Raw genomic sequence first — 26,337 nt, 5'->3', positions numbered from 1 at the left:
AGCGCGTATTCAACGTATTAATCCCTTCACGCCGCATTGGAATAATATCCCCTTTATAATTCCTCTTTAATACGATGATCGTTGGCTTTCATGTAATTTTCGGTATGTATGGCTTTTGGCTTCCCAATGACCCGCGAGGCTCCTGGTCAAATTTTGTGGGTGCTTGGGAATTGTTTCGTTACGGAAAAGCCACAAAAACTACCGAAGTTCGCTCTACTGCGGCAATTGAGCACGATCAGCACTTAAGAGTAGCCGCTAAAAAAGCCCTCAAATACCCACCAGTGCTGCTCAATGGCCTACAAGCCCGCGCGGTTGGCAGGGGATTTGGCAATTATGCGCGGCAGTCCGGCCTGTTAATTTGGGAGTGTGCCATTTTGCCCGATCATGCCCATCTCGTTATCGGGAGAAATGGACATCAGCGTAATCCGCTTATCAAAATTGAGCAGATTGTTATACAATTAAAAGGGAGCGCGACTCGCCAATTGGAAGAGGAAGATTTGCATCCCCAAAAACACTTACGACGATTAAGTGGTTCTGTGCCCAAGTGCTTTGCTCGTGGCGCATGGAAAGTATATCTGGAGGAGGCCGATGTTCCGCCAGCCATCCGCTATGTTCGACAGAACCCTGTCAAGGAAGGGAAGCCAGTTCAAAACTGGTCATTCGTTACCGATTATCGCGCATAAAACCCGATTAACCGCGAGTCGAAGGTGAGCGCGGAGCGCAACGCGACGATAACCGGGCCTGGTTAGCCTCGAGTCGAATACGAGCGCGGAGGGAAACTCGACGACAACTCCCGCGCTCCGCTGCGCGTCGCGGCTAACCTTGGTAGTGTATTTAACAGTTCGCGATTTTACATGTCGAACGGTTTGATAACCTGCACCCGCGCTTGATTTTAGGCCAGCAGGTGGATTAAAGTACAGTATCGCCAGGCGAATTGCCTACTTCATCAACCTTACATACGTTATGACTAAGTTTAATCAATTGACCGTTCTGAATCATCCCGTGGGCGTGAAACAAGTCCTCGACCATGATTACATCCGTCTGACCGATATTGCGCGGTTTAAGGATGCGGCGGAAACTGACGATCTCATACGTAATTGGCTGAGAAATCGCAATACCTTGGAATTCCTAGGCCTATGGGAAAAGCTCAATAATCCCCAGTTTAATTCCATCGAATTCGATGGGATTAAAAGTCAGTCTGGACTGAATAGCTTCACTTTGACACCAAACAATGGCTCGACCGCACAGGGGCCATAGGCATTGTCTCGAAGCCTGGTCGATACGGCGGCACATTCGCCCACTGGACATTGCCCTGTAGTTTACCACGGGGATTTCGGTGGCGTTTGTGCTGTGTTTGATTAGGGAATTTTAACGGTTCAAGGAGAGGGAGCATTTGCGATCAGGCCAACGGCGCGCAACTGGTTTGCTTGTCAAATCTAGAAAGTTTAAACGTGGAGTATGTCAAGCATAAACTGCCCCAGAAAGCACGCCTAAAAAAGCTCAACGCAGTCGCCATCCAACAAATGTGGATTCTGGTGGATCAAGCCACGATAAATAGATTAAAAGGCAAGTCGTGATGGCCCTTATTACGAACACATGAATCTCCATTAAAGCCGGAAAAACGAGTTAATAAATGGTCTAGCGGACAGTAAAATGCAATAGTTTCATGTAAACTCTTGGCCCCCTTATGCCTGACTGGTTTTACCGCACCGTATCACAACCGTTGCTTTTTCGCTGTCGCGCGAAACTGGCCCGGGATCTTGCGCTCGGTGTGATGGGCACACTGTCACGCTTACCGCTTGGTCCGCAAATTATTGATATTTTAGGCCACATGCGGGCCGATTCCCGCTTGCAAGTGGATGTCGCGGGCGTTAGCTGTGCTTCACCGCTAGGGATCGGTTATCGACTCGATCCCACCGGCAGTGCCTGGCCCGCGCTCGCTCAATTTGGCGTGGGCTTGATCGAAGTCGCCGTTCAAGACGAACCCGCCAGGCTTGATGCGCCTCCCGTGTATTTGGAACAATCCGAGCAAACCTTGCGCTATCCGCCACACGCGGGACCAATTTTCGGTCCGCTAGCGGAGTTAAAAATCGCCGAAATAGCCCGACTGCCGGTCCCCATATTACTACGCTTTCAGTCCACTTCCGCGGCATCCCTCACAGCGGTTGTCCGCGCAGCTAGCGGTATCCACCAAGCGTACCGTTCCCAAATCGCATTTTTCGCGTTGGAAATTCTCGATTTGGCGATCAAGCAAGCCTGCCCTATCACCACGTGGACTGGCTGTCTGCGGGATTTTCTCAATACGCCGGCAACAGTAGCCCAACCGCCAGATGCTCTACTAGCAAGCGAGGCAGTCACTGCTGGCAGCCAGACCAGACATCCGCCAGTTTTGCTTGCGCTTCCCGCGACACTTATCAATGACGATACCATGCCGTACTTGCGGGCCGCACTTGACGTGGGAATCGCGGGCTTTGTGGTGGACAATTCCCAGACGTCCGCCACGGGTGAGGTCATGACAGGTTTACCTCTATTAGCTAACACCACCGCGGGGGTTAAGTATTTGCGGTCACGATTACCCGCCACGGCGGTAATTATCTGCGGTGGAGCCCATGAACCGGAAGATGCCCTAAAGCTAACCGCTGCCGGAGCCAACCTGCTCTTGCTAGACACCGGTTTAATCTTCTCTGGACCCGGCATTATCAAACGCTGCAATCAGGCTCTCCTGGAACGCAAGTTTGCGCGGGAATCTTCCGACGCGCATCATAATCCTTCGCTGCGCATGGTGGACAGCACCTGGTTTTGGACCGCTTGCATGGGCTGGGGCATGCTCTTGGGAAGTCTATTAGCATTATTAATAGCCGCAACCCGCGTGGTGCTGCCTTATGATGAAGATTTTGTCGGGCTTTCGCGAGTCGAAATCAACCAAATCAATCCCCGACTGCTAGCGTTCATGGCCCATGATCGGGTGACATTAGCCGGGACCATGATTGCGATTGGCCTGTTGTATGTCAGTTTATCCTGGTATGGCATTCGCCGGGGATATCATTGGGCGATGGTCGCGGTATTTGCCTCGGCATTTTTGGGTTTCTTTACTTTCTTTACTTTTCTGGGGTTTGGTTATCTGGATCCGTTTCATGCCTTTGTCACGGTGGTGCTGTTGCAATTATTATTGTTGGGGGTGCGGTCGCATTTGGGCGAATATTGGCCGCGGCATACCTCTCCGTTGCGCGCGGACTGGACCTGGTATTGGAGTTTGTGGGGGCAGTTGCTGCTAATCCTGCATGGAGTGGCATTGTTTGTGGCGGGCGTGACGATTACCACCATCGGCTGCACCAGCGTGTTTGTGCATGCCGATTTGAATTTTATGCGGACCACAACGGAAGCTCTCACAGAAGCTAACCCACGTTTACTACCGCTGGTCGCGCATGACCGGGCAACGTTTGGCAGTATGCTCATGGCTTCTAGCCTGGTATTTTTGCTGCCGGTCCTATGGGGTTGGAACTTTCGCGAACGTTGGCTCTGGATTACGATGTTTGTGGCGGGCTTCGCGGGCTACTTACCGGCGATCGTTGTCCATTTTGCCGTGGGATATACGGACTGGCAGCATCTGCTACCCGCGTTTTTGGGATTTAATTGGTTTCTGTTGGGTATGTTGCTCAGTTTTCCGTATTTGTGGGGGTTGCATGCTTCTCCGCCAAAAAGGACTGGCGGTGTATCCGGGTAATGCGGTAATAATAGTAAAATCACAGTTTTTCAACGATTTGCAAGCCTGCAAAAGGCAATTGACTTGACGATACTTGGCCCTCTCCAAGATGTTAGACCTAAGATTTAATTCACAAACAAACACTGGCGTGGCAATGGTAATCCGCACTAAATTTGAACTTGACGCATTTCATGAACATGCCACGCGCGAGTTGGCCGGGACCGGGGAAATACGTGATGTGGAATCGCTTTGGCAAGCCTGGTTACAGCAACAAGAGCGATTAGCCACGATTACCGATATTAAAAGAGGGCGAGCGGATGTGGCTGCGGGTCGCGTACAAGTTCTAGCAACGGCTGACCAAGAGATGCTCGCCGTATTGGGGTTTATTAGTAAGCGCTCATGAGCTATAAGTTAAAAATCACGTTGCTCGCACGCCAGCAATTGATTCAATGCGCGGAATGGTATTTGAAAACCGCATATTCTCGGCACTTGCTAAAAGAATGGTATTCGGATCCCCCCCATGAACCTCGTTCACATCGACCGCGCGACTGTTGTCAAAAATCGTTGCACGCTCCTCGATAGCGTGTCGCTGGCGATTGAGCCAGGCCTGCACACGGCGATCCTGGGTCCCAACGGCTGCGGCAAGTCCACGCTGATACGACTGCTCACGTTTCAGGATTATCCCGTGTGGCAGGACCGCGACACGCCCCCCGTGACCGTGCTGGGCCGTGAACGCTGGGATGTTTTTGAACTGCGGCGGCAGTTGGGCCTGGTCTCGGCCGATTTGCAATTTCGCTTTTTACACGACTATGGCAGCGCGCAGTTAACCGGCGCGCAGGCGGTGATAACCGGATTTTTTGCCGCGCGCGAGCTTTTTAGCTGGAACGCCGTCACGTCCGAAATGGAACAAGCCGCGCTGGATGCCCTGGCGCGGTTGGATGCGGGGCGATTGGCGACTAAGCCCTTGGAATGGCTCTCCACCGGTGAACTACGCCGGGTCTTGCTCGCCCGCGCGCTGGTGCACCGGCCGGTGGCCTTGATCCTGGACGAGCCAACGACGGGGCTGGATTATGTGGCCGCGCGGCATTTTATGGCTTTGGTTCGGCAACTTACCAAACAGGGGGTGACGCTAATCCTGGTGACGCACCATTTTGAAGAGCTTATCCCCGAACTGCGGCAGTTGATCCTGATGCGCGGGGGAAAAATCCTGGCTGCCGGGGAACCGGTGACTTATGCCACGGACGAGTGGTACACGCGGACGTTTGGGGAAGGGCCGTAATCGCTAGATATGCCTGCGTAATGATAAATGACCTTTGGCCCGCAAAAAATACAGTGAAATATTGTCGCAAGTAACAAACCCAGGGGATTTACGCATAAGCTGCTAAAGTGAGTCCCTGGCTGACGCGGCGGGCTGATGGGATGTCCCTCGCTTACGAGGCGGGCTAAAAATGCAAAAAAACAGAAAGTCCCTGGCTGACGCGGCGGGCTAGAATTTATGCAAACTCACTCCCACGTTTACACGCTTAACCGGCCCGCCGCCCACGGCGATTTGGGACTGGGAATTTTGTTGATCTTGGTTCCGCCGGGGTTACTGGTTTATTTCTGGCTGGCGGCGCGCCAGAGGGATGAACTGGCCATGGTGTTTGTTTCGCTGGTCGCATTGGCATTTATGGGCGGAGGAGTGTACTTTATCTACCGGGGAATTCGCGTGCTGCGGGACCCCGGGCCAAAGCTGGAACTGCACGCCGGGGGACTGATTGACTATCGAGGCAGGAATATCTTTAACTGGGAACAGATCCTGGGTTATGGGTACAACATAAAATATGAAAACAACGCCGTTAAGCAGGCTGAATTGATCCTCAATGTGGCCGATGATCAAGGACCGCGCCAAGTGCGGGTGGACATACGCGGTTTGTCACAGCCGCCGGATAAGATTATTGAGCAGGTAATTCAGTTTGTAGGATTAAGATAGAATCCTCAACTTATCACGAACATTTGCCATTCAAGTTTTTTTATTTTAGGCATGCGCAGCGTCGAATGGACAATTTTTTTATGGCATTGTTTCCAATCAGGAGGGGCATTTTTATAAATTAAGTTGGATAAAATGAATTAATGTCGGTAAAATTCGGGTTGTTTAACAAGGAGAGCAAATACGCTGATCACACATAGCGACTTGAACAACTTCTATCAGTTGGCCAGCGATTATTTGTCCACAATTGGCGGCCCGGCAAGTTGATACCAATTACTTGAGCACTGGCGGAACGCCAGCACTTTCACGGATAATGGCCTCTGCGATAGCGCGGCCGTGCAGTTGGAGTTTGACACGACTGCGGCCGCCGTGCAGCGCGTCGTGGAGGATTGCCCAGCGGGGCAGCTGCATGATGCCGATGATGTCTTTCGACGGATAAGGGAAGAAATTGGAATCATCCAGCGGTAGGTTATGAATAAACTTAAATTTACAGCGGAGGCGGAGTTGGAAATTAAGAGAATTGTAATGTGATATGCGGCACAATCTGGCTCATTAGAGATTGCCGATAATTGGCTAAACGGGTATCAGAATGGCGATTGATACACTGCTTGACAATCCCTAAAAAAGTAGTGTATCTTCTGAAAACATAAAAATCCCTTTGAGCTTCGTGAAATTTATTATGGCTTGGGCTAAAAGCTCACCCAACTGGCACTGTACCGCATCAATCATGAGATCCTTGAAATCCATGCCGTGCGGCACTTGGCCCAGCGTCCGCTTATAGGCAAAGAGATTGCTTCATCGTAATTGCTTTACCAACTTTTGTCCCAGGCGGTAACTTATGATTTTTGCTTTCTACCACACTCTTCGTAGTCGTGCTTGTAATTCCATCATTGGCAAAGCTGCGTACCGGATACTTGGATTTTCGCTCGTGGTGCTTTATCTACACTCGCGCCAAACTTGTGTCGCCGCGCCGCCTGATAACGCCAAATCCGCCCAGGCGGTTGCCAATTTGCAACAGTGGCTCAAGGAATCCGACGCTCCTTTAGGAAAAATTGCCGAGCAACCGTTTGCGGCGGTTCCCCTGGCCAAGGCCGATGCCGCCACGGCTCGCGGGTTGCTCTGGCAAGCCCATCGTGAACGTATCCGCCAAGAGCGCCGCCAGGAGCATGCCCAAAAGTTGATCACCGACGGCGACTTACGGATGCCCTATGATTATCACGTGTTTGGCAAAGCCCCGGCAACCGGCCGCAGCTTGTGGATATCATTGCACGGCGGCGGAGGAGCTCCACCAAAAGTCAACGACGCTCAATGGGAAAACCAAAAGCGACTTTACAAATTGGACGAAGGAATTTACCTGGCTCCCCGCGCCCCCACCGATAATTGGAATCTCTGGCACGAGCCGCACATCGACCGCATGTTCGCCCGCTTGATAGAAAATTTTATCGTGCTGGCGGATGTCGATCCCAATCGGGTATTCATCCTCGGTTATTCCGCCGGGGGCGACGGCGTCTATCAGCTAGCCCCTCGCATGGCGGACCGCTGGGCGGCCGCGTCCATGATGGCCGGTCATCCCAACGGTGTGTCGCTGTTATCAGTCCGTAATGTTCCCTTTGCCCTGCAGGTGGGAGAGCGGGACAGCGCCTACAGCCGCAACCGCGTCGGGCGCGAATATGGCGATAAACTAGCCGAAATGCGGACCGCCGACCCCGGTGGGTATGAGCACTTTGTAAATATTCGCCAAGGAAAAGGACATTGGATGGACGGCGAGGATGCGGAGGCCCTCCCTTGGATGGCCAAGTTTACGCGCAATCCCCGCCCCCAGCGCGTGGTCTGGCAGCAAACAGGCCACAACCAACGCCGCTCATACTGGCTAGCGGTGCCTCCGGATCAAGTTAAAGGCGATTCCCTGGTTATCGCCACGCGCGACGGCCAGACAATCAACCTGGAAGAGACAAAAAATGTCAAATCGCTTTTGGTACACGTCGATGACCAAATGCAAGACCTGGATCAGGAAATCCGCGTCATACACGGTAAACAAGAGCTTTTTCGCGGCGTTGTTCCGCGAACGATCACGGCCCTGGCGGCTTCCCTGGCTGAGCGAGGAGATCCCGATCTCATGTTCGCGGGAATGATCGCCGTGGAAATACCGCCAGGCAACTTGCCATAAATCGTGCTAAACAGGCATCTTACGCAAGGCACCCAATAAGCTACTTTGATTTGCGATAATTCAGGACGTCTATAACGTCTTTAAGTATTCCAGCAAGGCTCGCCGGGCAGGCTCGCTCAGTCGCGCGGCAAAATCATGACCCGCGTTGGATTTGCCTTTTTGCGTTGTATCGTAAAATTCCCGTCGAGACGCGGGACCCACATCCGGGGGCACGCTGTCAAGAACTTCATGCGCAAGGCCCAACTGCCGCCAATCATAGACGGGGGTGCCCGGTGGTGTTGCCTGCTTGCTTAAATCCGTCGCTGGCGTCGTTAATTCAGTGGTCAGTTTACGCTGCCAGATTGCGGGTCGCTGGTCTGGGGTCAAAACTTGCCATAATGTCGGAACGGATCCGTTATGAAAATATGGCGCTGAGGCCCAGACCCCATCCAACGGCGGGGCAATATATCCGTGAGGTTCGGTTTTTGTGAGATTAACGGTGACGTTGGCCGCGGGCGGACGCCCCGAAAGCGCCCGCGCCGCCCCGCCAAAGGTTGTCACCGGGGGGGAAGACACAGGGGAAGAATGCTTGAATTCGGCGAACCAGCTCGAGGCATAATGGGCACGCTGACCCGCGGTCAGACCCAACAGCCGAGTGGGATCAGTGCCCACCACTTTTTGAGGGACTTCCCGCGCGGGCCATTGGGGATTTTGCCCATAGGTTCCGTGGCATTTAGCGCAGTGCTGGGTAAATAGTTTTTCACCACTCGTGGCTAAAACGGGGTCGATGGCTTGGGGGTATTTTGGCGGGCGTAAAGACTCTAGCCAAGCCAGCACGTCCATAAAATCCCGCTCCCACTGGGTGAATTGTGCCGGACCATTTTGTTCGACTAAAAGAAACTGCATGAGCGCGCGGTGCCCCTTGGGGGCAAAGCCGTCTATGTAGAGGTGCGACTTGCGGTGCAGCTGCCACCAGGCCGGCGGGTCATGGTCATGATTGGTAAGGGCGGGCCTTGGGCGCAGTTTGTCCACGGTCAAATCCGGTTGGCGATAGTTCAAAAGCACCACGCCAAACATGACGGCGTTGGTCGTGCCGCGGCTGGTGCTAAGAGGGACAAACGCCGAACCCAGGTCCATATGCGATAGTTTTTTTCCTAACTTTAATTTTGTATTGCGCACATCCTCGTATAAAGTTTGCATGTTGTAAGCGTTATTCGGCGCGCCGGGAATGACCTGGCCCGCCACGGTCCCTTGGTGGCACGCCAGACAATTCATCGACCATTGGCCATCCTGGCTCACTACATACTGCAGGGGCAGCGGCTGATCGTCCTTATGCGGTGTTTGGCCAAAGAGCATCTCGGGAGGACGTTCCGTCAGGCCATAGCGGGCAAAGGCCAATCGCCTCCGCTCGGCAGGAGTGGCCCGTTCCGCCTGGCCGCGCAGCGGTTCCTCCCAGGTTTCCCACAGCCGGTCAAACGTCTCTTGGTCAAAATCGGGCGGCAAAAATGCCTTATTTAGCAATAGCCACAGGCCCCGCTGGGCGGGGGAAGTGAACCGTGGTTCCAATTTACGGGTGTCCGCGGTTTTAGCGGAAACATCATAGGAAATCACCTGACTGGCCGCTTTAGGAAAAGTTTGGCTCGATGGAGAAGCAGCGGATGATTCCCGCGTGACCAATGTTTCTGTTGGCAAATTGGGTTCACGCCCGGATGATGTATTTGGTTCACCACTCAATAGTAACTTAATCGACCAAAACAACCCTAATGCCACGGGTAGGCTTCCGGTTAGGACCGGAATGAAATTTTTTCTAGGTTGATTGTGCGGTTGCAGCATAAAATTCCCGCGATATGAACGAAGTTTCTCTGGCATCCTTTATAAATCTATTATATAAGGTAGCGCGCCTGAGTGGAGTGGTTGGCTGTTGGAAAAGAATTACCGATTCGAACGAGCCACCTTCTTTGGTCCCGTAAAAAGCCAATTTCCCCAAAAAATACTATCTGGCCCCTTGGCGTAACGCCGAACTTTGACCAGATTGCATAAATTCCCTAATCGACCGTATTTTTTGCCGCCTGGTTATTGCATGGCCAATCCGATTTTGCTTCCCGAATTACGACTGATGCTGGCCGAAAACGATGATCAAGGCTTGACCGAGGTCACGAACGAGCTGCACCCCGCCACGGTGGCCGACTTTACCGAGGGACTTTCCGTGGAGGATGTCTGGCGGGTTCTTGCCCATGCTCCGCTGGCCGTTCAGGCCGACATTTTTTCATATTATTCCAATAGCAAGCAGGAAGAATTGGTGCATGAGGGGGGGCGGCGGCATATGTCGGCGTTGTTAGAGGAAATGGCCCCGGACAACCGGGTGGATTTGCTCAAACGGTTGGAACCAAGCGTGGTGGAGGAATTGCTGCCGTTGGTGGCCAAGGCCGAGCGGCAGGATATTCGCACGCTGTTGTCCTTTCCCGAATCGAGCGCCGGCGCGCTTATGACGACCGAGTATGCCAGCGTCCCTGCCGAAATCACCGCCGGCGAGGCCATCGCCCGGTTGCGCTTGCAGGCCCCCAACAATGAGATGATCTATTACATTTACGTGTTGGGGCCGGACCGGCACTTGCTGGGATTTGTCTCGCTCAAAACGTTGATCCTGGCCAAACCCTCCACATTGGTCAGCGAGATCATGGAAACCGACGTGGTCTCGGTCCGGGTCACGGATGATCAAGAGACCGTCGCGCAAAAGATGGCCCGGTATGACTTTTTGGCGATTCCCGTGGTGGATGATTCCGGACGCTTGGTGGGGATTGTCACGCATGACGATGTGATTGACGTTGTGGTGGAAGAAGCGACCGAGGACGCGCACCGCATGGGGGCGATGGTGCCCCTGGCCGCGGGGTACCTCGACACGCCGTTTCGAGAGTTATGGCTTAAACGCTTTACCTGGCTCTCATGCCTCTTCCTGACCGGCATGCTCACATTTAGCGTCATGGCCTATTTTGACGACATATTGAAAAAGTCCATCGTGCTAAGTCTGTTCCTGCCCTTGATCCTAGCCACGGGGGGAAACAGCGGTTCCCAAGCGGCAACCCTGATCACCCGCGCGCTGGCCCTGGGCGAGATTGAACCACGGACCTGGTGGCGGGTTCTGAAGCATGAGTTGCTCATGGGACTGGCCCTGGGGGGAGCGCTGGGCGTGCTGGGACTGATCCGGGGGTATTTGGTGGGGGACACGATTCTGGACACCACCAACCGTTACACGTTAAGCATCGTGATCGCGGTGACGGTGTCGCTCATTTGCGTGTGGGGAACGATCGTCGGGTCGATGCTCCCCCTGGTCATGCGGCGCTTTGGGGCCGACCCGGCCCTGGCCAGCAGCCCCTTTGTGGCGACACTGGTCGACGTGACGGGGATCACAATCTACTTTTTGGTGGCCAGCGCGGTGATCGGGTTGTAGCTCTACTCGATTTGATTGTGGTGATTTATGCAAAATCTTTCATTCCCGGGTTGGTTGGGTCCTCCGGTGGGTACCGTGGCGGGCCTGCTGATTGGCTTAATGATAAATGGCACAAATATTAATCAAGAGCTAGAACCGTTATCGTATCTCGCGTTAACGACTACGATGGGCTTACTCGCGGGGATATTCATTTGGATTGTGGATCGCAAGTCAAAACCAAAAGTTGCCGGCAATGATTCATTGCGGGGAGAATTTACCACTTATGATTACCCCAATCATCCCGATACAAGCGGGGAATTTAACCCCTACGCCTCTCCAAAAATCCTGAATGTCAGAGCGGATGATCCGGAAATAATCATAACAGATGAGCCTTCACTTGTCGTTAAAATACTGGCGATCTTTAGTTTATTACTTTCTTGGATACCTGTCGCCGGTTTGTTTCTTGCTATTTTAGCTTACAACGCAAATAGCAAAACTGAAGGGTGGTATAAAATAGCTTGCTTGATTGCGTTGGCAATAGGCTTCCTCCCTTTTATCATACTCTTAATGGCCGTCATACCTCGAATTATTTCTTGATGAGATTGTTCTTAACGATTCAACAATTGATATAATCATATTATCCTATTTACCATCTATGGAGGTATCGCATGCCCGCGAGAAAAATTGAACTTACCAAACGGTGGGAAGATTTTGTCGACGAACAAGTTCGCAGCGGCCGTTACATGAACGCTGGCGAGGTGTTGCGGGCGGGTTTGCGATTATTGGAGATACGTACAAATGAAGAAGCCGAAAAGTTGGCCATCCTTAAAAAAATGACCGAAGCCGGATTCGCGGAATTGGATCAAGGGGAGGGATTATGCTTTGAGAATTTGGCCCAAGTCCTCAGCAAGGAACTTAGCCCGCAGCGTTAGCAAGGGTTCTGTTGCATTCTCAGCCCGCAGCGTTAGCAAGGGTTCTGGCGTATTACCAGCCCGCTGCGTTAGCAACGGAACTCTTTTTGCTCTCTCCCTTTTCGGTCCTGGGCTTTCATGGTGTATTCGATAGCTATCGCCAAATTGTCTTCATCGTAGATATATCGTGTGCACCCTCGCTCATTCCACCATTTATCACGCTTATCTAATGACGCTTCCTTCAACTTGCGAGTAGACCAGGCTTTCAAATCATTTCGGATTTTCTTGGGATCAACATGGAGAGCGGATACAACTACATGGATATGATTTGACCGACAATTTACCGCGAACATTTTCCATTCTCTAAAATCACATGTTTCACGAATTTGCTCTTCAACTAAGGTTCGTTGAGTCACACTCAAGAAACATGCTGTTTCGGTCATTCTGGATTGGGCTTCTATTTCTAAGACGGAGTTAAGGAGTTGCCATCCATGCCGATAATCCACCCATCCTCTCTCATCACCAGGAAGCCACGTCCCATAGGTCCCCCACATCATAAAATAGCCTATGGGGTCTTTCATGTGATAGCTGTTAAGTAATGTTCGTGTCCCTTGCTAACGCGGCGGGCTGAAACCTTTCTCACACCTCGCCCAGCGGCTCCGTCGCATCCCCAAACGTCCGCTCTTCTAGTCCATAATGCCGCAGCAGCGACAGGTAAAGCCGACACATTTGGCGGTTGGGCTTGTCGCTGTAATCGAGGACTCGGCCGGTTGCGATTTTTCCCCCGCCACTCCCCAGCAACACCACCGGCAGACGGCTGGCGTCATGACTGCCGGTCAGCATGCTGCTACAAAAGAGCAGGGCCGTATTATCCAGCGCGGTCCGTTCCCCCTCCTGGATCGCGTCCAGCTTGCCCGCCAGATACGCCACCTGTTCTAAAAAGAATTGATTTACCTTGAGCCAGTCCGCCGATTCCTGGTGGGAGAGTAAATGGTGAATCATATAATCGACCCCCAGGTTTGGAAAACGCAAGGACGAATGATCGTTATTTAATTTGAGCGTGCAAAACCGCGTGGTGTCCGTTTGCAAAGCCAGTGCTAAAATATCGCACATCAGACGCATATGCTCGGCGATGTCCTGGGGAATGCCGTCGGCGGGACGGGGAATATTTGGTTGGTCCCGCGTCGGCCGCCAACCTTGCATTTCACCGCGAGTTCCCGCTTTTTGAATTCGCTGTTCCACCTCGCGCACCGATTGCAGGTATTCATCCAGCTTGCGTTGATCGGCTTGACTGATTTTGCCCCGCAGGCCGCTGGCGTCCTCCCCCACGGCGTCCAACACGCTGGCGTCGCTTTTGGCGTTGCTTTGGCGAAACAACCGGTCAAATGCCAGCGCGGGATAAACCTCGAGCGGCGTTGGCGCTGTCGGCGAGCTCCACGAAATATGGCTGCTATACAGCATCGAATAATTCTTGTGGACGGACGGATTGGCTTTTTCACAGCCTAACACCAAGCTAGGCAGCTTGGTTGTGCCGCCCAATCGCTGGGCCAGCAGTTGATCGACGCTGGTCCCGCTGCGAATGCCGCCTCCCGCCTCGAGCGGCGCGCCGCTTAGCAGATTGCCGGTTTGGGAGCTATGAATGTTTCCCTTTTGCGCTTCTTCATTGTAAAGACCGCTGATAAAGAGCATTTTTTCACGAAAAGGAGTCAGCGGCCGCAGCACTTGGCCCAGTTCCATTTCCTTGCCGGTCCCCTTGGCCCACCAATGATCCTTATGAAAGCCATTTCCAGAGAACAATACCGCCAAGCGTTGTGGCGCGGCGGCGGATGCCGTTATTGGGCTACTGGCTGTAGCGCTGGCTGGGCCAGTCTCCGCGCCCCAAACGCGTAGCGACTCCATCCAGGGGAGCGCCAAGGTCACGCCCAAGCCGCGCAAGACTGTCCGCCGCGAAATAAGTTTTTGATTCATGGAGGTGACCTGTTGGTTATGATTGCGACTTGCGAAGAAACAGACACAATATTGGATTACTCTTTCTTGGCCGCCGCGCCGCGAATCCGTGTAAACTGTGGGCTGCGCACGATGATGATCAAAGCGTCGGTAATCCGCCCGTCGCTAGCTGTCAATTTAGCATCCAATTCTTTTAGCAATGATTCATCCGATAATTGCACACCCCGTCCCAGGGCATAGCCTAACAGTTTGCGGTTAAACGCCCGGGTAAAATCCGCCCGCCGCCGATGCAGCAAATAATCCCGCAAATCCGGTAGTCCCGCTATTTTAGTTCCGTCGGGCAAAATAGCGTTGACGTCCACCGCATGCCCCGCGCGGTCATGCGTCCGCAATCGGCCAATGGTGTCGTAACCCTCCAGGGCAAATCCAAAGGGATCGATCCGCGCATGGCATTTGGCACACGCGGCATCCGAACTATGCCGCGCGGTCAGTTCCCGTTCGGTAAGTTCCCCGGGAGCGACTTCCGGCAAGACCGGGACATTCCGCGGCGGAGGGGGGAGCCTTTGCCCCAGCAAAAACTCCACCACCCAATTACCCCGAAGGATCGGACTAGAGCGCGATGCGCCGGAGTGTTTGGAAAGCGTGGCGGCAAAGCCGAGAATCCCGCCGCGGCCGTATTGTCGCGCTTGTTCAATTTTCCTCCAGGCGTCCCCCTCAACCCCGGGTATGCCATAATGCTTTGCCAAGCGGCCATTCACAAAGACATAGTCCGCGTTCAACAACTCCCCTATCCCCCGATTCGCCTGAAAGAAATCGGTAAAAAACCGCGCCGCTTCTTCCTTAAAATCCGAGCGTAACTCGGCATATTCGGGATAAAACTGTTCGCTCTTTTCATTCTCAGCGTCAAGCTCGCGGATGTGCAGCCATTGGCAGCCATACTCCACCGCCAGTCGGCGAATGCGCGGGTCCTGGCTCATGCGGCGCACTTGTCCCGCCAACACGTCCAGGTCCCGCAGCTTGCCGTTCATCGCCAGGGCGCGTAAATCATTATCCGGCAGCGAGGACCAAAGAAAATAGCTTAACCGGCTGGCTAGTTCCCAGTCGTTCACTTGCGCGGGAGATGCACCCGCGGGGGGTTGTTCGCTTTTGTACATAAATGCGGGTGAGACCAAGATGCGAGTCAAGAGCGCGCGAATAGCATCCTCGTGGTTATTGTCTAACTCGCGCAGGTGGCGGTAAAATGCTTGAAGCTGTTCTTGCTCTGTATTTGATAATGGTCGCCGCCACGCCCGCGCGGCAAATTCCAGCGCGGTGCGAAGATGCGCCGGCTCGCTCGCCGCTAACTGGCCGCGAAATTCCTCCGCCCGCCGCATGATCTCCTCCTTCATGGGTGTAAACACGCTGGGATCGGCGTCTTGCGTGGCAAACTGCCAAAGCTGCTCATAGGCATCGACCGTCATCAGCGGGGCACGGCTGACATAATACAAATCAGACCATAGGGAATTGAGCTTATCGATTTCGGCATTGTCCAGTAGTAATTGTTGTAATTGATCATCTTCGCGATAAAACAAAGTCAGTGTGACAACCTCGTCCACGGGGACAATCTTGGTATAGCAGAGCGCCGCGGGAAAGAGCTGCCGGAACGCGTCAAACTCCGCTTGCCAGGCGCGCTGGGCCGCGCTTTTGTCAGCCACCAGCAGCGGCGCGGCATAATTCGATGGTTGTTGGGCGTCGGTCCAGACGGTTTTATCCGTGGTCGCGCTTAGTCCCGGGACGATCAGTTGAAGCGGTTTGGCCGGTGGTTCAGCCAGGACGCTCACTTGCATCCCTCCGGATTTTTCCGTAGGTTCGTGCAGTCGCACGGTCGCTACAAATTCGCGTTTTTCGGCAATCTTTGCGGGGATACTGATGGCCAAGACGCCATCCTCCGCCATACACAATTGGTTATCACCCAGCGGAGCGCCGTTAGGATGCTTGCCAAACAGCGCGGGATCCAGGCCGTAGGGTACCGCGGATTTTTCCAAGTTACCCGCGTCAGCCTCCGCCGTGCAATGTGCGCGCAGGTCCCGCAATTTTATTTCAGGCATTAATTCGCTAAGCAGGCGGGGATTATCCCACAAGCAATAGTCCTGGTTATTTCCATCACCAAGTGCGTGACAAACCAGATAAATCGTAACCGTCCCCTCCGCTGTGGAAGGAGGCAACTTGAGCCGCACTTCCTGCTCCGTTACCAGGGGATTAACGGGCACTTGCCAGGCCTGGGGGCCATCTTTTTTACCAATATGACCCACCGTGGTGAAGCGCCAGAGTTGGCATTGCCAGCGGAGGATATCCGCGGTGATTTGCGTGGCGTCCTCGGGAAGGCCACCATGCCAACGCTGACGAATGGGATCGAGCAATTTGGATGGCGTCGAGTCAGTCAGCGCGGACCAAATACGTCGCAGATACTTTTCGTTCAAGTGATTTTCTTGCGCGACCTGGGCGATCTCTTTTTTACCAGTGCTAATCGCCATCCGTTCCAACAGTGTGGCGCGAATATAAGATTGCAGCGGCAGGCGACCTCCGCCGTTGGTCTCAAACTGGATTCCTTGGAGATTGACCGCTGTCGCGCCGGAGTTGTCGGTGTAGCGGGCATAGAAATCGCGAATGGCGACGAGCTTTTCATTGGTCCAGTCGCGGGGTGTGGTGGCTGGTGAAAATTCTATCCGGTCCGGCAGCAAAACGGCGTGGCTGGCTACCTCCTTTGCCGCCGCCAGGTACTTTTCCAACAAAGCCGGCGACATAACCAGCGCGCTCCCCACATTGGTAAACCCCTCGCCCGCCGCGCTGTCCGCGGGAAATTCCCTTGCTGGCTGAAGCGACACGCCAGTCAGGTCCTGGATGGTGTAGGTGTATTCGGCATTGTTCAAGCGTCGCAGGACCACTGGTCCCGGATCGCCCGAATTTTCCGTGGCGACGGCTAGCAGTAATAGATCCACCGAATCGAGCAACTCCGCTCGTTCAGTGGCAGAGGGTTGCGGAGCATCGCGAGGGGGCATTTCGCCGTTCTCCAGTTGTTCTTGCACGCGCTGCCAAGGCTCAATATCCGCGCGCATGTCGTCAACTTGCCGGAACCGCTCCAGATCGAAGTCTCCTTCTTTTGCCGCCGTGGAATGGCAATCCAAGCAGTATTTTTTGATCAGTGCTTGATCACGCTCATTCCATTTGGTTTGTAAGACTTCAAAGGGTTTAAAGTCTGTAAAGTTAAGCGGTAACTCCCGGGCCTGATTAGCGGCAAAAGCTCCCAATGCGCAAAGCACTAATGCGCAACAACTCGCGAGTGTGATACGTAGTGCGGGCATTATTATTGCTGAGCCTTATTGAACGGGGTTGTTGAGCGAATATTGCAAACGCGCGTCAAAAACTAATCCTATTTGGTTCCTGCGGACTCTAATAGTTCTGTTCTCACCCGCCACAAATGCAGATTGTCAAATTCGGCCACAAAGGGGGCTACTTTGTCATGCTTGGTTGTTTTGGCCCGCAGCCACACGCTGAGTTTATCCGCTTGGGGGCGGATAGGTTCCCCCGCGTGGCGCGAAAAAACTCCGTGAAATTCCGGCAGTTTAGTCCATTGGATCGTGTCCGCCCGCGGATTGTCCATCTGCCCCGTGGGATCAATGCCGATCAGACACTGCCGCGCGTCATCCAGTGGCCAAGTGCAGCGCACATCACCTTCCACACGATAAGTATCATGGGGGTTAAGTCCCGTCACCTGCTGCACCCAACCGCCGTCGAGAGGCGGCGCATGCGTGGGATCGGCCAGCGACTTTGCGGGAGCCTGGACACGGGCCACAAAGTCATGATGACTTGGGATAGCTGTAATACTCAATTCAGTATCGGGGGCGAGCTTGAATTCCTGCCAGGTGATTGGCACCTGCTTTTTGGGAGGAGTGAAATCCACAGTCGGGCCGCCGATCAGAATTCCATCCGCGCGGTTGATCGCTTCAAAGTCGCCATTGATGAGTAAGTTATTGTTATCAATATGAGTAGCACCAATTATGGGTTCTGTGTATTCCACTATCTGCGCATCCAAATCATATTGCATATCCTTTCCATCCAGATACGCGGTCCCCTGGTCATATTGGTCCAGCGGATGTTTGCGATATGGGTTAAACCCTGGCTTGCCGTTACTGACTTCCCCCTTAATATTCACAAATCCATCCAGCGTGTGTCCGCTTTCCAGCGATTCCCATTCGATCACATACTTCTTTCCGGGTACTAACGGTACTTCGCCCGGGGAATAGACCGTGCCAAAGACACCCCACGACGCATCGCCTGTGTAATTGCCATTGCCGATCGCGACGCGCTCCACTCCGACTATCTTTCCATCGGGCGCGCTTTCACGGATGCGCACGATAACCCGCTGGCGGCTGAGGGGCGGCTGCGCGCCCGAAACCGCCGCATAAAGCTGCACCGCCGCCAGGCTTTTTCCCTGGGCCACGTATGATTGCGACCATTTGGGGAGGCAGTTTGTCAATTCGCCAAATTGTTTATGCACTCGCTTATTGTAGGGAATGACCAGGCCATCACCATCGCCTCCCACCGCCAGCCACAGGTCCTTTCCCTGCCAGCCGGTTTTGCCCTGTTCCCCTTCGCGGTAGCAGTCCGTGGCGGGATTGCCATCATTGGCCCAATGCGTCTGGAACGTGCCCCCTGGCTGCTCAGCGCGCAGTTGCACGGCATAAGTTTCGCCCGGTTCGGTGACCACTTCGCCGGTGTTCCAACCCACAGAGTAGCTGTAACTTTTTGGCCCACCGCAATCTACCTCGACGGCGGGTATCGCTGGGCCGATCTGCGGCCAGCTATCGGGGGGGCCGTTTCCCCGGCGGTGGATGCTGACTAGCACCGTTTGCGACCCGGACCCCACCCCATCGACGCCGTCATGCGCTAACTTAAAGCCAACACTAGTCATCCCCGTTCCGTTGGCGATAAACTTTTGCCAATAATGGCTGGCCCGTTTTGTGTCGTAATCTCGGTCATCAAACTGCGCGTACATGAACAGCGGTTGCGTGTCCCACTTCAGTTCTTCGTTGTCCCGCAAAAAAATATTGGTAACGATGCGTGGGCGTGCATAATGTCCCGGCGTGCCAAAGAGTAGCGTGTATCGCCCCGTGCCTCCCGTCAGGCGGTACCAACCCGCGGGGGCGGTCTCCCAGGTGCGAAACTGGCTCGGCTCGGCACGCGGATTTTCCCGCGCGGCAAAGACGTTGATACCAGACATATGGATGTGGGGAACATCGAGTTCGCCTGTTGCTTTATTGTCCTCGGTGGCTTTACTTACCGCCACTGCCAACGGGTTACCGGACACTGCGGTTGCTCCTTGATCCGCGACGTGGGACTCATGCTGTACGGAGGCAAATCGGGGATGCGTGTATTTGCCGGTTATAACCACTTGACCTAGGGCAGAAGCGCCCAGAGTCAAATACACGCTCAGACAAACCAGCGCGTAACGAATCCATAAAAAGAAAGAGCGGGGCATGGCGGGACTTTCGCTAGGGAAAGCAAGGGAGGGATATCTGCCCTTACCATAGCACCCGCCCTGGCCCAAAATCAAGCGCGCTGTCAATTCGCCATGCGCTCAAAAATCCCTTATTGTCCCGCCCGTCGCAATTGATTAACCACGTTGATCAATTGCTCATGCGTTTCCTGGGGTGCCGCCACCACTAATGCCCGCCCTTGCCAATAGTAATGGATATGTCCGGTCCCGCCATTGACATCCCAGGTGGGCGGACTGACGGTGTTATGAATCACATCTACCAATTGCGGGCCTAGATCATCATTAGCATTCCGTGTGTTTTGCCGGCGATTGGCGTTGCGATTTTGCTGCGCCGGATTTCCCTGGCCAAAAACCACCCCCTGTTGAGCCAAAACCTGCCGCTGAAAAAACGCGTTGACATTTGCTGCTGGCTTTTTGGCTATAGGTTTTTTAGTAGTGGGCTGTACTGTCACGGGCTGCTTGGCTTTTGACGCATCGGATAGCTGGCGCGATGAATCCCCGGTTACCCCCCCCGACGCAGCAACCTCCACCGCGTGGACATGCTTTGCCAACATCAAAAAAGCAATTGCCAGTCCATAGCTGGCCCATCGAAATTGGATTCCACCATGGTTAATTCTCTTGGCCATCTTTCGTTCCTTATAAAAATTGCCGTTGCCCTTGTTTGCCATTATCCCCCGCTGCTGGCCAAACTCGATTTTAGGCGACTAAGCCCCATGCCAGCAACCAAATCCCATAAAAAATTATCCCGCACGATCTCCCGTAATAGCGTTCTCCCTTTTACCAAATTTTTCCCACCCTTTAGCTGCTAGCAATTTCGCTCTTGGCGAATTTTTCACTTGCAGCTACCTTAAACAAAATTATCAGGCTGTGTACCCTAACCTTTGATGGAATAAAGGATCTCTGGGCGTGTCAAGCCTCCTAACCCACACAACGGACGCTAGTTCACGCGCGGCGGCAACTGCGGTTCTACGATCAGAACCCGACTACCCCCCCATGCCCCTCACTGGTACGGTGGATCAGGCGATTCATGTTGCTAAAGTAAACGAATATCCCACTCAAACCGGCAAATTATCTCCCGTTGATCGGTTGTTACTGATTCGTTTGGTGTATGCCTTTGGTTTAGTCATTGGCGGTTTTTTTTGTCTGCCATGGGATACCGCGATCTCTGGCTTTGTGAAAAATCACGGCAATTTTGACTGGAAGCCCATCCAACTGGCGGAAGCCTTTGCCCACGGATGGGGAGTCGCCCTGATCCTGATGGGCGTCGTCTGGCTTACACCGCGAAAACTGCCCAACCTACCCACTCTACTTTGCTGCGCCTATGGTTCGGGCATTTTGGCAAACCTGGGCAAGGTTCTCCTAGCCCGCGTACGACCGCATAGCTTTGATTTGACCCGCCCCATTACCGAATCCTTTGTCAGTTGGTTTCCCTTTTTTACCGGTGGCTATGCCATTGTTCCCCATGGCAAGTTGAGCGCGTGGCAGGCATTCCCATCCGCCCATGCGGCGACGGCGGTTGGCTTGGCCTTGGGGTTGACGGCCATTTATCCACGCGGAAGGGTATATTTCTCTATTTTGGCTGTGTTGGCTTGTTTGCAGCGGGTCGAATCGATGTCGCATTTTGCCAGCGATGTCTGCTGGGGAGCGGCGGTGGGGATGGTGGTGGCGTCAATCACGCTGTCTGATCGGCTGTGGGGAAGTTGGTTTACCGCCTGGAATACGCATTTACAAACACGTTGGCAAAAGTTTCTAGATTAATTCCTTTTCTTAATAACGGTATAAAGGAGTGACCATTCCCCGCCGGGCGTGTTTATGCAACGCATTTGCAATTAGTTGTAGTTCTAAAAAATTCGTCCGAAAAAGTGTAATTTTATTCACAAAGGATGGGGCATCCTTTAAAATCCATGCAAAGAAATGTGCCCGTTCGCGATGATCCGCGTTGCCAGCAAAGGCCATTTTCAGGAGCATGATAATGCGCTTACCCCGCGACGGTTTTCCCACCCACCATGTTTTTATCTCTTTTGCCCACGGAGTTGGTGTTTATGCGGCAGTTGCATGATTTTTTTCGAAATGTTGGCTGGGCGGCACTCTGTGCCGTAGGTTTTGCGATTTTTGCCAGTGGATCGGCCCCTGCGGCCGAGTCAGCAGCCTCCGCCAGTGCCAAAAGCGGCGACAAAGGGGCCCGCATTTTGTTTTTGACCTATAGCGGCGGTTTTAAACATGGATCCGTCACGCGCAAGGATGACAAGCTGTCTCCCTCCGAACTGGCCATGACAGAATTAGGCATCAAAAGCGGCCTCTTCCGCGTGGACTGCACCCAAGACCCCGCCGAAATCACCAAGGAAAAGCTGGACCAGTATGACATTGTCATGTTTTACACCACTGGCCCCCGCGACAAGTTCCCGATCAAGGAAGAAGACATGGAATATTTTTTAGGCACCTGGCTCAAGCAAAAGGGACATGGGTTTATCGGGACGCATTCCGCGGCGGACACCATGGCCGATTACGAACCGTACTGGGATATGATCGGCGGGTCGTTTGCCGGACATCCCTGGAACGCGGGGGATACCGTCACGGTCAGCGTCCACGAACCGGAACATCCCATTTGCAAACCTTGGGGAGGAACGGAGTTTGAAATTCAGGACGAGATTTACCAATTTCGCAATTGGCAGCCGGAAAAAGTCCGTGTGCTGATGAGCCTGGATATGGCCAAAACCAAGCTCAAAAAGCCCTACCATGTGCCAATCGCCTGGTGCAAGGAATACGGCGAGGGAAAAGCCCTGCACATGAGCCTGGGCCATAATGAATCCGTCTGGGCCAACCCTAAATACCAAGAATCGCTGTTAGGCGGTATCAAATGGATCCTGGGCAAGGAATCTGGCAATGCCGAGCCGAATCCCGAACTGTCCAAGGAACAAGGGGAAAAAGCCAAAGCCGCGGTCGTGGCCGCCGGGGGCAATCCGGACGAAAAGCCATAAAGTGACTAAAGCCGGCCGTAGCGGCGAGTTCTACTCGCCGCTCTGGCCGTAGTGGCGAGTTTCACTCGCCGCTCTGCTTCTTGGTTGTTGGTCTTTGCTTAGCCGCGACGCATAGCGGAGCGTGATATCTGGAATTTACAACGTGGGTAGTCCCCGAAGATATCCATCTTTGTAGCCCACAATATTTACGAAGCCGCCTAATTTTTCATTTTTATTTTTTAATTCTCGTTCATCCTAACGCGAAGTGACTGTAAAACTTAGGAACGGGTCAAAGCGAGCGACTACCCGGGTGACGCAAAAAAACAGCATCCCCACGGAACTTGTTCCTTGGCCATGCAACCACAAGCTGCACCTTTTAAAATACCTAAACTCCACCCAGCGGTCTGCTTTTGCTGCGCACCCTGGTACAAGTTCCAGTGCTGCTTGCGTGGCTGCCCCATCGGTGTTACCAGGTAATAGAAGTCAAATCAGATTTGAAAGTCTCTCGGTAAACGGCCTCGCAATTATACTTGAACTGCGAACCAAAGCAGTCTAAATTGATTTTATGTGAAGTATAAAGGGGGCAGACTAACTTAGTTGATGACATAACGAAACTCATCACAATGCTAATCTCTGCACAAAACCGACCATAAAGTATTATTTGATAATAGCGTTGCTTCCGTAAAAATGTATTTTCGAGTTAGAACCAATTTGTTTTCCGAGAACGCATTGTACTTGGTGCTCTTCGCATCGAGTGCTGGCGGGGTTTGAGGCTCTATCCTCACCTGGCGTTAATTGGTTTCGACGGGCTGATTTGCGACCCGTCCTCGCTCATTTTTCGGAGTCTTTACCCATGGAATCGAATCCATCGACCTCGCTTGTCGTCGCATTAGCCAGAGTGTTTTGGATAATGGCTGGTCCACTGGCACTGATTTTGCTCACACTTAGCATACTCTACAACTTTAATGGCTGGCTGGCGCCTCAGAGCTTGGGATTCCTCATGGTCATGGGGGGAATCATCCTCGCTCGTCGGTTAGACCCTACAAACGGAGAGGGACAGCCCACAACTTTATCGCAAATACGATGGCATACAGGGCTTACAATCGCAATTGGATTGATCGCGTGGGCAACAGCAAACGCCCTGGGAAAACTTTGGCAGGAATAAAATATGGACCATCTTGACCTGCCGCATTTCCTAGGCTTGCTAGTTGCCATCCTGGGAGCGGCAAAACTCTTTGGGGCTATTGCCCAATGGATTGGGCAACCCGCCGTACTCGGCGAGCTTTGCGCGGGCGTAGTATTGGGCGGCTCCGTGCTGGGCATAGTGGACCCAAAGGCCGAAGTCCTGCATTTACTGAGCGAGCTGGGGGTCATCATTCTGCTCTTTGCCATAGGCCTCGAAACCGACATCAAGAATTTACTAAAGGTCGGGGCGGCATCATTGGCCGTGGCAATCGCCGGCGTCATTTTACCATTTGCCTTTGGCTATGCGTTCTGTCTGGCCATCGGCCTGGGTTCTCTTACCGCTGTTGTCGTGGGAGCGACACTGACCGCCACAAGCGTGGGGATTACCGCCCGCGTCCTTTCGGACCTCAATCGTTTGCAAGAACCGGAAAGCCAAATCGTTCTCGGGGCCGCGGTCATTGACGACGTGGTTGGACTCGTCATACTCGCCGTGGTGGCCGGAGTCACGCGGGGCGAAGGACTCTCGCTTTGGAGCGTCATGGGCACGACGCTGATGGCGTTCGGATTTCTTGCGGGCACATTGCTTGTTGGCCGCCTGGTAGTTCCTCCACTGGCTCGTCTGCTGTTCAATGTCGATTTACCCGGCACGCCCACCATGTTGGCCCTGCTGCTGGCTTTCGGACTGGCCTGGCTCGCAAACTACGCTGGGTCGGCTACGATTATCGGAGCATTCGCGGCTGGCTTGCTTATTCGAGAAACTCCCGAGGCCCACGCCATCGAGCGGGGCATCACGCAGTTAGGACATTTCTTTGTGCCGCTGTTCTTTGTGATTGTCGGCGCGGCGGTAGACTTAACAGTTTTTAATCCCTTGCAGCCAGCGAATCATCAAACCCTTCTCGTGGCGTCTGGACTCATTGTGGTGGCCGTGTTGGGCAAGTTTCTGGCGGGCTATGCTCCCTTTTGGATTCGTGGAAATAAACAAGTCATAGGTGTTGGTATGATTCCGCGCGGTGAAGTCGGGCTTATCTTTGCCCAAATGGGATTATCAACCGGCGTGTTTGACGCGGCAATGTTCAGCGCGGTGGCCTTGATGGTCATGGTGACGACATTTATGGCGCCGCCGCTGCTTAAACTCTTGTTCCCGCCGGTTCCGGGTCCACGGTCCGAGAATGAAGTGGAAAGTATCGAAGAGCTGGTGTATGAAGCATGACCGGTAGGTTGGCCCAGACTGCTTGCAAGCCTGGTCGGCGGATCCGCAAAAGGAACACCGGCTGCCGCAAAAGGATTTTTGTCGCAGGTTGAACTTTAATAAAAGTTCATTACCCGTACAACTCCCTCGAGGCGCTGCGCGACACCGGTAGGCTGCGTGAACTGGGGCTAAGCCGCTAAAAAGTTACAGTCGCCGGGCGGCGTGATGGACGCTGGTGGCAACCGGCGCGAGGCGCTCTTCTTGGCGAAGGACAACTGCGTACCCCGCACGCGCCGAGCGGGAAAATCTTTGCTTCGGTGTGCGTGTGCGGTGATTTGTTTGCAAATTCTTCATGGGTCGGCTGCGAGAAACGGCGTTCCTACCTCGTCAGGCTTACGATTTGTCAGATTCAATTGCGTCATTTTGGGGTTGCACTAATTTTGGCACAGGGCGGGGCGAATGAAGCAATCGTTACCTCATGCCTTCTACTTTTTTTCAGTTTTGACCGTGTCATTTTTAGTCGGGATTAATTTTGGCACAGGACGCGGCCCGCGCACTAAAGCAATTACTGTCCTAAAATTTTCAATCTAATTTTTTTTGCGGTTTCCTCACTATAATACCCAGTAATATCCGTTACAAAAAACCTACTTGGCAAAATTGGCTGCTGCGTTCTCCGCAATTTATCAATATTTCCTTGAATGGCTGTGATTGCATCCTCTTTTTCTTCTGTGGGGCGTTTCGATTTTTCTCTAATTACAGAGATCGCCCATTCCGCGGTTTCGATTTGTAGCTCGTAAAGTTTCTTGTCTTTACGCTGAAGACACCATTTTTGCAGTTCGGCCGGATCGTTCTTAAAACCTGGACTCGCATTTTCATTGTACATTGAAGATTGCATGTCGAGGGGCATCAAATTTACAATGGCGCGATTGAGCGCGCTTTTGATCATTGCCGTTAATAATTCACCGCGAGTATAATTATATACATGGGTATAGTCCCCTTCTGACCAAACTGTGATAGAATATTTTGAACATAACATATTTTCCACAGCCAACGACCAAGTTGATGGTATTGTTAAGTCAATTTCTTTCACTGCGTTTGCTACCCTGTCGTTCTCCTGCCAATTGTAATTTAACGGAAAAAGAGGTTTATAAACGATATAGTCCCTGGTCGCCAAATAAACTGGCTCATTTTCTGAAATGAGAGCGTCAATAGGTGATTTCGCAACTATCTCCGTTCCAAAAACCGAGAAGCATACCATGACTATCACAAGAGTAATCATGATTAGGACTTGAGATGCTTTGTCTCGTAAACTGATGCAAGTGGAAATGGACATAAAAAAATCACCTACTGCAAGGAGGTATTAATGG

Annotated in this window: 20 protein-coding genes; 13 read left to right on the top strand and 7 right to left on the bottom strand. The window is 53.1% G+C overall.

The window, feature by feature from the left end; all coding sequences use genetic code 11:
- Positions 1 to 74 precede the first annotated feature (74 nt).
- The 7 genes from SFX18_16375 (at position 75) to SFX18_16345 (ending at position 7,839) form a co-directional block, all read left to right on the top strand.
- Complete coding sequence (locus tag SFX18_16375; protein MDX1964727.1) at positions 75 to 683, top strand: hypothetical protein; 609 nt, start codon at positions 75 to 77, stop codon at positions 681 to 683.
- Between the two features lie 280 nt (positions 684 to 963).
- The gene (locus SFX18_16370) at positions 964 to 1,257 is read left to right on the top strand and encodes a KilA-N domain-containing protein (protein MDX1964726.1); all 294 of its coding nucleotides are present in this window, start codon (positions 964 to 966) and stop codon (positions 1,255 to 1,257) included.
- A gap of 430 nt (positions 1,258 to 1,687) precedes the next feature.
- On the top strand, positions 1,688 to 3,724 hold the full coding sequence (locus tag SFX18_16365) for a hypothetical protein (GenBank protein ID MDX1964725.1): 2,037 nt from the start codon (positions 1,688 to 1,690) through the stop codon (positions 3,722 to 3,724).
- 499 nt (positions 3,725 to 4,223) lie between these two features.
- A complete protein-coding gene (locus SFX18_16360) occupies positions 4,224 to 4,982 on the top strand; it encodes an ATP-binding cassette domain-containing protein (GenBank protein MDX1964724.1) in 759 nt (252 codons plus the stop codon).
- Between the two features lie 216 nt (positions 4,983 to 5,198).
- The gene (locus tag SFX18_16355) at positions 5,199 to 5,675 is read left to right on the top strand and encodes a hypothetical protein (protein ID MDX1964723.1); all 477 of its coding nucleotides are present in this window, start codon (positions 5,199 to 5,201) and stop codon (positions 5,673 to 5,675) included.
- Between the two features lie 333 nt (positions 5,676 to 6,008).
- The gene (locus SFX18_16350; GenBank protein ID MDX1964722.1) at positions 6,009 to 6,140 is read left to right on the top strand and encodes a hypothetical protein; all 132 of its coding nucleotides are present in this window, start codon (positions 6,009 to 6,011) and stop codon (positions 6,138 to 6,140) included.
- A 460-nt stretch (positions 6,141 to 6,600) separates the two neighbouring features.
- On the top strand, positions 6,601 to 7,839 hold the full coding sequence (locus SFX18_16345) for a hypothetical protein (GenBank protein MDX1964721.1): 1,239 nt from the start codon (positions 6,601 to 6,603) through the stop codon (positions 7,837 to 7,839).
- 69 nt (positions 7,840 to 7,908) lie between these two features.
- Here SFX18_16345 and SFX18_16340 read toward each other — a convergent pair whose 3' ends face one another.
- Positions 7,909 to 9,510, bottom strand: a complete 1,602-nt coding sequence (locus SFX18_16340) for a cytochrome c (protein MDX1964720.1) — start codon at positions 9,508 to 9,510, stop codon at positions 7,909 to 7,911.
- A 388-nt stretch (positions 9,511 to 9,898) separates the two neighbouring features.
- Here SFX18_16340 and mgtE point away from each other — a divergent pair, with 388 nt between their 5' ends.
- The 3 genes from mgtE (at position 9,899) to SFX18_16325 (ending at position 12,177) form a co-directional block, all read left to right on the top strand.
- A complete protein-coding gene (gene mgtE / locus SFX18_16335; protein ID MDX1964719.1) occupies positions 9,899 to 11,266 on the top strand; it encodes a magnesium transporter in 1,368 nt (455 codons plus the stop codon).
- Between the two features lie 27 nt (positions 11,267 to 11,293).
- Positions 11,294 to 11,842 (top strand): hypothetical protein, encoded by a 549-nt coding sequence (locus tag SFX18_16330; protein MDX1964718.1) that lies wholly within the window; start codon positions 11,294 to 11,296, stop codon positions 11,840 to 11,842.
- A gap of 71 nt (positions 11,843 to 11,913) precedes the next feature.
- Positions 11,914 to 12,177: a type II toxin-antitoxin system ParD family antitoxin gene (locus SFX18_16325; GenBank protein MDX1964717.1), complete on the top strand. Its 264-nt coding sequence runs from the start codon at positions 11,914 to 11,916 to the stop codon at positions 12,175 to 12,177.
- Positions 12,178 to 12,245: 68 nt separating this feature from the next.
- On the opposite strand, the gene SFX18_16320 is transcribed toward SFX18_16325, so the two are convergent.
- From SFX18_16320 to SFX18_16300, 5 genes are all read right to left on the bottom strand, one after another.
- Positions 12,246 to 12,737 carry a transposase gene (locus SFX18_16320; GenBank protein ID MDX1964716.1) on the bottom strand — a complete coding sequence of 164 codons (492 nt, stop codon included), beginning with the start codon at positions 12,735 to 12,737 and terminating at the stop codon, positions 12,246 to 12,248.
- Positions 12,738 to 12,795: 58 nt separating this feature from the next.
- Positions 12,796 to 14,124 (bottom strand): DUF1552 domain-containing protein, encoded by a 1,329-nt coding sequence (locus tag SFX18_16315; protein MDX1964715.1) that lies wholly within the window; start codon positions 14,122 to 14,124, stop codon positions 12,796 to 12,798.
- 56 nt (positions 14,125 to 14,180) lie between these two features.
- Positions 14,181 to 17,402: a DUF1592 domain-containing protein gene (locus tag SFX18_16310; GenBank protein MDX1964714.1), complete on the bottom strand. Its 3,222-nt coding sequence runs from the start codon at positions 17,400 to 17,402 to the stop codon at positions 14,181 to 14,183.
- A 110-nt stretch (positions 17,403 to 17,512) separates the two neighbouring features.
- On the bottom strand, positions 17,513 to 19,621 hold the full coding sequence (locus tag SFX18_16305) for a hypothetical protein (protein MDX1964713.1): 2,109 nt from the start codon (positions 19,619 to 19,621) through the stop codon (positions 17,513 to 17,515).
- Positions 19,622 to 19,731: 110 nt separating this feature from the next.
- A complete protein-coding gene (locus tag SFX18_16300; GenBank protein MDX1964712.1) occupies positions 19,732 to 20,265 on the bottom strand; it encodes a hypothetical protein in 534 nt (177 codons plus the stop codon).
- A gap of 367 nt (positions 20,266 to 20,632) precedes the next feature.
- On the opposite strand from SFX18_16300, the gene SFX18_16295 reads away from it, so the two are divergent.
- The 3 genes from SFX18_16295 (at position 20,633) to SFX18_16285 (ending at position 24,991) form a co-directional block, all read left to right on the top strand.
- Entirely contained in the window at positions 20,633 to 21,397 is a 765-nt protein-coding gene (locus tag SFX18_16295) for a phosphatase PAP2 family protein (protein ID MDX1964711.1), read from the top strand.
- Positions 21,398 to 21,645: 248 nt separating this feature from the next.
- On the top strand, positions 21,646 to 22,617 hold the full coding sequence (locus SFX18_16290; protein ID MDX1964710.1) for a ThuA domain-containing protein: 972 nt from the start codon (positions 21,646 to 21,648) through the stop codon (positions 22,615 to 22,617).
- Between the two features lie 1,147 nt (positions 22,618 to 23,764).
- On the top strand, positions 23,765 to 24,991 hold the full coding sequence (locus SFX18_16285; GenBank protein MDX1964709.1) for a cation:proton antiporter: 1,227 nt from the start codon (positions 23,765 to 23,767) through the stop codon (positions 24,989 to 24,991).
- Positions 24,992 to 25,535: 544 nt separating this feature from the next.
- Here SFX18_16285 and SFX18_16280 read toward each other — a convergent pair.
- On the bottom strand, positions 25,536 to 26,249 hold the full coding sequence (locus tag SFX18_16280) for a hypothetical protein (GenBank protein MDX1964708.1): 714 nt from the start codon (positions 26,247 to 26,249) through the stop codon (positions 25,536 to 25,538).
- Positions 26,250 to 26,337: the final 88 nt, after the last annotated feature.

The sequence above is a fragment of the Pirellulales bacterium genome (assembly GCA_033762255.1).
GTDB lineage: Bacteria > Planctomycetota > Planctomycetia > Pirellulales > JALHPA01 > JANRLT01.
Note: the sequence above shows the minus strand (reverse complement) of the source record. Positions and strands in the feature narration are given on the sequence as shown.